At 40.1% G+C, this 7,276-nt stretch carries 6 protein-coding genes; 2 read left to right on the top strand and 4 right to left on the bottom strand.

The genetic code is table 11. The annotated features are described in order from the left end of the window. Window positions 1–137 precede the first annotated feature (137 nt). Window positions 138–1,145, top strand: coding sequence for an adenylate/guanylate cyclase domain-containing protein (locus tag VMW78_01210; protein ID HUV49628.1), 1,008 nt, complete (start codon window positions 138–140; stop codon window positions 1,143–1,145). Between the two features lie 57 nt (window positions 1,146–1,202). On the opposite strand, the gene VMW78_01215 is transcribed toward VMW78_01210, so the two are convergent. Continuing rightward, window positions 1,203–2,153, bottom strand: coding sequence for a hypothetical protein (locus tag VMW78_01215; protein HUV49629.1), 951 nt, complete (start codon window positions 2,151–2,153; stop codon window positions 1,203–1,205). Then, on the bottom strand, window positions 2,140–2,547 hold the full coding sequence (queF, locus tag VMW78_01220; protein ID HUV49630.1) for a preQ(1) synthase: 408 nt from the start codon (window positions 2,545–2,547) through the stop codon (window positions 2,140–2,142). Before queF ends, VMW78_01215 begins: the two co-directional genes overlap by 14 nt. Window positions 2,548–2,814: 267 nt before the next feature. Between queF and VMW78_01225 the strand changes: the two genes are divergently transcribed. After that, window positions 2,815–2,991 (top strand): hypothetical protein, encoded by a 177-nt coding sequence (locus tag VMW78_01225; protein ID HUV49631.1) that lies wholly within the window; start codon window positions 2,815–2,817, stop codon window positions 2,989–2,991. Window positions 2,992–3,001: 10 nt separating this feature from the next. On the opposite strand, the gene recD is transcribed toward VMW78_01225, so the two are convergent. Both recD and VMW78_01235 read right to left on the bottom strand, forming a co-directional pair. Continuing rightward, window positions 3,002–4,840 carry an exodeoxyribonuclease V subunit alpha gene (gene recD, locus VMW78_01230; protein HUV49632.1) on the bottom strand — a complete coding sequence of 613 codons (1,839 nt, stop codon included), beginning with the start codon at window positions 4,838–4,840 and terminating at the stop codon, window positions 3,002–3,004. Then, a partial coding sequence (locus VMW78_01235) for a 3'-5' exonuclease (protein HUV49633.1) occupies window positions 4,833–7,276 on the bottom strand: 2,444 nt, incomplete at its 5' end. The genes recD and VMW78_01235, both read right to left, overlap by 8 nt.

Raw genomic sequence — 7,276 nt, forward strand, 5'->3', positions numbered from 1 at the left:
AGCCGTCTTGGCTGGTTTGCCAAAGGCTTGCGTTTTAGCAGTAAATTCCGCGAATCAATAAAGCGGATTTCGTCTGAAAATGAAACAATAGAATTAATCAAGGCATATATGGAATTATTGCAACAGGAGAAAGAGATATGAATGGATTACTTTTTATTGATGATGAAGAAGGTGTGCGACGCTCGGTAGTTCGCGCTCTTAAGAAGGAACCTTACAATATCTATACGGCAGATAATGGTAAGCTGGGCATAGAATTTATCGAGAAAAATATTTTTGATGTTGTGACAGTAATATCGGACTACAAAATGCCCGGGTTGAACGGGCTTGAAACCCTTGCCCGCATAGCCTCAATAAACCCGGAAATAACGCGTATTATTCTAACCGGTTATGCCACTATGGAAGCGGCAATCATGGCAACAAACCAGGGAATCGACGGGTTTTTGACAAAGCCTTTTGACAATATTGAACTAAGAGCCAAGATTCGTGATATCTCGCTGCGAAAGCGCCTGAAACAGTTCGTATCCGAACAGGTTTACAAAGAGCTTAGGGACACATCGGGCGATCTAAAACCGACATTTCATGAGGTGTCGATCCTGTTTTCAGATATCCGGGGATTCACCAAAATGTCACAGAAAATATCGCCTGAAGAGATTGTGGCATTTTTGAACAACCGGTATTTTACACCCATGGGAGAGATAGCTTACCAGTTTAAAGGAACTGTTGATAAGCATATAGGAGACAGCATCATGGTGATATTCGGTTCGCCTGTAATACACAGCGATGATACGGCCAGAGCTGTTAAATCAGCCATCGCGATGCAAAAAAAAGCAATGGAGATCAACGGAGAACTTAGTCAAAAAAACGGCTTAAATCTGAAGATAGGAATCGGAATAGCAACAGGAAAGGTCTTTTCCGGGGTGTTAGGTTCATTGAGAAAAAAGGAATTTACCTCCATAGGAATGGCTGTTAATATTGCATCACGATTGCAAAGTATAGCCAAAGAGGGAGAGATTCTTATCGCCGAAAGCACATTTCAGAAGATATCTGATCAGAAAATTACTGAAGAGATTGATGTCGAAACTCTGCCACTTGTAAAAATCAAGGGTGTTGATGAACCTATTACGGTGTACAGGATAACTGTTTAAGTAAGCGTTCATGGGTTCAAAAGTTCACCGTGAACCTGACAACCTGAGTAGTGACAATTATTGTTTTATTCTAACCGAACTGTCGGCTTTTATTGCATCTCCTGTGACCAGGACGGCGTGAGCCTTGTCAGGATAAACATCTGTTATCTTTATCTCGCCGGTTTTAAGCCCGGGCAGAAAAAACCTCAGGCCATCTTTCCCCTGAATCATGTTTCCGCTCTCATAAACCTCGAGCATATCGCCGCGTAAAAGCCCGGCTCTTCTTCCAGAAGAAATTATAATTTTATCATTTTCTATTGAAACAACATATCCTTTCCAGGGCAAAATACCGATTGTATCGCAAATCTTTTCACCCATGGCTTCTGTGATATGTGCCAGGGCATTCTTTAGCGCAGTTGTATCTTTTATCTTTTTTGCTTTTATTGATGTAAACTCTGATTCATCAATCCCGGTCTCATAATCAAAACTCTCATCAAGAAGTTTTGCGCCTGTTTCAATATCGTAAACATCACAGCTTATAAGCACCCGCAGAAAATTCTTGTCATCTTTAAACCACAGGAACCCCTGTTTTTCTTTATAAACCTTTATATCTATAAAAGCTCCGGTTATAATTGCATTCAAGCCAAGCCGCCGGCCTGCCTTTGCCAGAGCAAGATTGTCAAGAGGGCCTGTTTCCGGTAATAAAGGCCTGGTTAAAAAATCGGGGCACTCGGCATCCCCGGGCTTTATGAGCAGGATATCGGAACATGCCCTGTTTATGGTTTCAGCAAGATTTTTCTGAAACAATTCTTCAAGATTTTGATTGGTGAAAGAAGTATGGTTTGCGAAAAAAGAAATTGCGACCTTTTTTTTCATATCATCCACAGCCGTTATATCCCGGACTATCTTCCTTGTGCTCTTTTTAATAGTCGAATATGTGGAGCATCCGGCAATCATAAATATTGAAAACAAAAAAAGAATGATAGCAAAAACAACTCGAATATATGCAGCAGTATTATGAATTCTCATCTTTCCTCTCGTATATTGCGGTAACCGTAGTAGTAATCCCACCGCGCGCTGTAAAATCCCCTGAAACCTCCATCCTCTTTGGATCAAGCAACTCAACTAAATCATTTAGAATATGGTTGACCAAATGTTCATAGAAGATACCGACATTCCTGAATTGTAATATATAAAACTTTAGCGACTTTAATTCAACAATCTTTACATCCGGCCTATATTTAATTGTTATGCATCCAAAGTCCGGAAGACCTGTCATAGGGCATACGGATGTGAACTCAGGTTGTTTTATTACAATATCAATATCCCTTTGGCCCTTATATTTATACTCCATGGCGGTCAGGATGTCTGTTTTCACTATATCCGGCTTGTCTGTCTTATAGCTGACCTGTTTTTTCGGCATACTGCAAGTACCTCGTTTTAATATGAAATTTGTTAGGTGTTAAGTATATGATTAAACAGGCAATTGTTTTAACCTAACACCTAACACTTTACACTTAACACCTGATGAATTCGGTTTTTTACGAATTCATCAGTATTAATAGAAAATATAATGCCTGCTGTCAATCAGACTATGAGACCGGCCATCAAATAGCTTGACACAAATAATACTTTCTGCTAACAAATTAATATTATTGATAAAAAAACTATCAGCAAAAGGATATTTAAAATGAGCTCTTCAATTGATGAACAAATTCTAAGGGCGTCCAAGGAAATAGTTGTCAAATTCATAGAAGCGGGAAGAATCTCTCCAGTCGGCTTTTCTGAACTTTTCAAAACCATTTATTACGCGATCAAAGAAACCGTTAATGGCCGGGAAAAAGTGGAAACCGGTAAAGATAAATAGAGACCTGCCATTACCATGTCAAACCTGATTGCCGTTCAATTTTCCTTTGCAAAGCACTTTTAAATGCCGGCTCAATGCCGTATAAAATCAGCCTTTTCTTTGCTCTGGTAATACCGGTATATATTATCTCCCGGGTCAACAATCTGTGCTTTTCATTATCCGGCAGCACAAGCAGCACATCATCAAATTCCGTCCCCTGACTTTTGTGCACTGTCACGGCAAAGCCTGGTTCCCATTTCGGCAAAAAATCCATGTCAAAAAAGCCATAGGAGCTGAATCGTTTAAAAAACACCCTGTAATTCCCATCAACATTTTTAATTATAACGCCAACATCTCCGTTAAAAAGTTTTTTTGAATAATTGTTTTGAGTGATCATTATAATAGCGCCACTAAAAATATCATTACGCATTCTTGTCAGAGGCTCCAGCTCAAAACTCAGATATTGAGCTATTATGCTGTTTATCCAGGAACAACCGTAAACCCCTTTGCGCAGGAGGGTTAAAATCCTTGCCTTTTCAATTTTGCTGAAAATCTGATCAAGAATATTCTGCTCATCATCTGAAGATGCAAGGCTGTCAGCATCAAACTTAACAGCTTCAAGTATCAATTCTTTATATGATTTATTATCTTTATTTATTCTGCCTGAATAATGATGCTCAACCCACAGCCTGAGCTGCTTCTTCCATCTGTTTATATTGTCGCTTGGCAGAACAAATGCCCAGCTATCCTGTTTAAGCAACAAGGCGGAATCAAAAGAAACCGGCGAGTATTCAGGGCATTTGCCCTGGTTGATCTGTTTTGCCAAATGCAGAAGATTGGCGCCTGATCGATAAACCTTTTTTAAAACTATTAATCGGTCTTTGAATATATTATCTTCTGTTTCGTCAGGAATCATTTCCGCAAAAACCGCTCCAGCCTCAACCGAAGGAAGCTGATCTTTATCTCCCAATAAAATAAGCCTTGTTTTTGCGGGATCTATTGCGCGCAAAAACCTTTCCATCATGACAACATCCACCATGGAAACTTCATCCACAATGACAACCGATGCCGGCAAGGGATTTGTATCCCTGTAATGGAAGTCATGAGAACCGGTTTTATATCGCAATATTCTGTGCAGCGTGCTCCCTGTCAGATTTAACAGTTCAATATCCTCGGGACATGGAATTTTGATGGAATTAATCTGGCTGTGAATAGCCTCGGTCATTCTTTGAGCCGCCCTGCCGGTCGGAGCAGCCAGTATAATCTGTTTTGCTTCAATTCCAGCGCGCACAAAACAGCGAAGAATATTCACCATAACAGAGGTTTTGCCAGTTCCAGGCCCACCTGATATAATGGAAAACTGTGAACCAAGCGCAAGCCTGATAGCTTTAACCTGGTCTTGATCCTTTTCAACCAGTTCCCTTAAAATCTCATTTTCCTTTTTGCCGGATAATTTACAAGGCTCTTTTGTTTGTAAAAAAGCCCTGAGCCTGTGCTTGAGCCTGGTTTCATGAAAAAAGAACTTCTGGAAATAAAGAAGCTTTTTCTCTTTGGTCTCATAGAAAATAATAGGCAGATAGGTATCGATGTTTTTTGCAATGAGATTATCATATCTGTTTTCCGCGAGATTTGACAAAAATTGAGCGGAAATCTGTTTTGCTTTTTTGCTTTCCATAAAGGGTTGCAGTTTGTCAGACAGAGAATTTTTATCTATATTAAGGCAGAGACTCCCCTCCTGCAAAGCAGAAAACATGGCCGTCAAAACCGCAGAAAGAGGCAAATCGTTTTGATAACCACCTAATTCACAAAGATCTCTGATGGTCATAAAATCAAGCTCAGAAAGCTCGGTGTCGTCAAAAAATTTATACATCTTTTGCAACTTCCTGTTCCATCCCTTCCAAATCTCCTAATTGACCCGCAGGAATGTAAAAGATACCATTCCCCTTTCCGGTTCCCATGCCACGCAAATAAAAATAAAATATTCCGCCAAAATCTTTTGCAGGATCAAACCTGTTGTTTAAGCTTTGCTTTAGCCAGCGCAAAACCGCGATGGTGTATAATCTGTATTGGAGATCATAACCCACGCTCTTCATGTTAATCGCCATGGAACCATGATCATAGCCGTTTTCAAGATAGTTGGATTTCCAGTCCGCTATATAAAATTTATTATTGTATCGGAAAACCATATCCACAGAGCCCCTTATAAAGCCGTTTTCAGTCGCGCAATCAGGAATTGTTTCATCCTTACCAGCTGACAGCGCAAAAGGATAGATAAACTCCACTTCATGAATCCGGTCCTCATTCCCGATCCTGCCAAGAATAAATTCATCATCGACAATGCTTATTGGCGTTGTAAGGGTATTTTTTATAACCCGGCAGATGTTATATGCCCAGCGCTCCTCTACGCGGTATATCTCCATCTGTTTCAAAATAATATCCCCTGTTTCAGGATCATCCAGTAAAGAGCGAACCTTATCCTGCGCCGCGTCCATTTTTTCAACAGCATGCGTAAAATCAATATGCTCTAATATATTATGAAACATAGAGCCTGTTTCGGTTCCGCCGGGCATTTCGTCAGGGATTATGCCGGCAGGCACAATATCCGTTTTTTGCAAACCAAAGCTTTCGTCATCCTCTTTGGATTTTTCATCTGCAAGTTGAAACCCTGTTGTTTGCTCGCCTCCTTTATGCATGAGGAAAATTTTATCGTGCAGACTTGTAAAGGACTCCAACCTGATTTTTTTATACCTGTAATTTCTTGTGTGAGGGAAAAGATCTGCTTGATCTTTTATCTGTATTTCAGGAAGATATGATTGATTATCCGGCTTTATTTTATCATCTGCAAAATAATGATCATCCGGCGTAAGCCATAAAATACTTTTATTTTCATCATCTTTGGGGAAAGCCTTTTCCATGGCAGGAGAAAGCAGGCTGCATACCGGCCCAACCCATTGCTGTTTTTTAGTATGGGGATAATATGGAAGATAAAGTTTGTGCTCAGCCCTGGTGGAAGCAACATAATAAAGACGTTTGTCTTCATCTGTTTTTTCAAGAAGATGTTTTTCCTTTCCACTTTGGCCTTTTTGGCCGCCTTGACCATTTTGGATTGAAAGATCGATTGTCTTAATTGCCTTAGACAGGTCATTTTCTTCCACGATCTTGTGATATATATAACAATTATCAGAACCAGCAGATCTTTGAGTTAATCCACCGGCAATAAAAACTATTGGAAATTGAAGCCCCTTGCTGACATGCATGGTCATTATCCGGACCTTTTCCTCCTCGGTTTCAATTTGATGAATATCAGCATCCTGATCAGCGCGAACCGTATCTTTTCTGTAGCCATCAAGTAACGAAGTCAGCTGCCTGAAATCCATATTTTTCAGATAGGCTGTTTGTTCCAGATACTCAAATATTTGCCGGTAATTTGTGTATTCCCTTTCCCAGAAAACTTTTTCAGCCTCGCGAAAAAGCAAACCTGAATCATTTATAAGTGACTGGAAAAGAAGACTTAAGTCGCGTGACAATGCATATTCATTCCATTTGAAAAGCATTTGTTTTAATGGATGCGAATGAGGCAACTTTTCATAAGCATTCAATGCAGCAGGTTTAAATCTAAAAAAAGGGGTTAAAAGCGCCCTTTTTACATCCGTGCTGTTAACAGGATCCAGGATTGCGTGAAAAATCATGCTTAAATAAAAGGCTTCATCAGATTGGAAAAGACCGGGTTTTTTATAATACGTATATGGGATTGCAAGGCTGGAAAGCTCTGATTCTATTAAAGGCACATCAGATTTAGCGCGAACAAGGATGCAGATATCGCCAAAACTCAGCCTCTTTTCTTCTTTCCCCTTTTGAACCAGTTTGATATTGGCAAAGGAAATTAGATGCTGGATTTCTTTGGCAATAAACTTTGCAAGTTGCAGCCTGGCAAGACTGTGGGATGATGCCTTGCTGAAGTCCACAATGTTCAACACGCCGCGCTTAGACTCGTCTAAGCTTAATAATGTCAGGTTGTCCTTTTTTTCCGGATAAGTCGCATACTGATAACATATATCGAATTTGCCTGCCTGGTTTCCGGGCTTAAACCATTCCTGTCTGCCGAACAGGCTGTTAAACGCGTTTATTAGTTCAGGTTGTGAGCGCCAGTTGATATCCAAAGAATATAAATTAGCTTTCTGCTGTTTTGACAATTCCTCTATTTCATTTTTCGCATCAAGATAGGCAAAAACATCCGCCCCGCGAAATGAATAGATAGCCTGTTTTGGATCGCCGACAAGAAACAGGCTGTTTCCGGGATTTACTT

The organism is Anaerolineae bacterium (genome assembly GCA_035529315.1).
In the GTDB taxonomy this organism is placed as follows: domain Bacteria; phylum Desulfobacterota; class Desulfobacteria; order Desulfobacterales; family ETH-SRB1; genus Desulfaltia.

What these genes read in the sequence shown, in the direction of transcription:
- VMW78_01215 (HUV49629.1), bottom strand. Translation starts at nt 2,153, where the DNA reads ATGAGAATTCATAATACTGCTGCATATATTCGAGTTGTTTTTGCTATC.
- recD (HUV49632.1), bottom strand. Translation starts at nt 4,840, where the DNA reads ATGTATAAATTTTTTGACGACACCGAGCTTTCTGAGCTTGATTTTATG.
- VMW78_01210 (HUV49628.1), top strand. Translation starts at nt 138, where the DNA reads ATGAATGGATTACTTTTTATTGATGATGAAGAAGGTGTGCGACGCTCG.
- queF (HUV49630.1), bottom strand. Translation starts at nt 2,547, where the DNA reads ATGCCGAAAAAACAGGTCAGCTATAAGACAGACAAGCCGGATATAGTG.
- VMW78_01225 (HUV49631.1), top strand. Translation starts at nt 2,815, where the DNA reads ATGAGCTCTTCAATTGATGAACAAATTCTAAGGGCGTCCAAGGAAATA.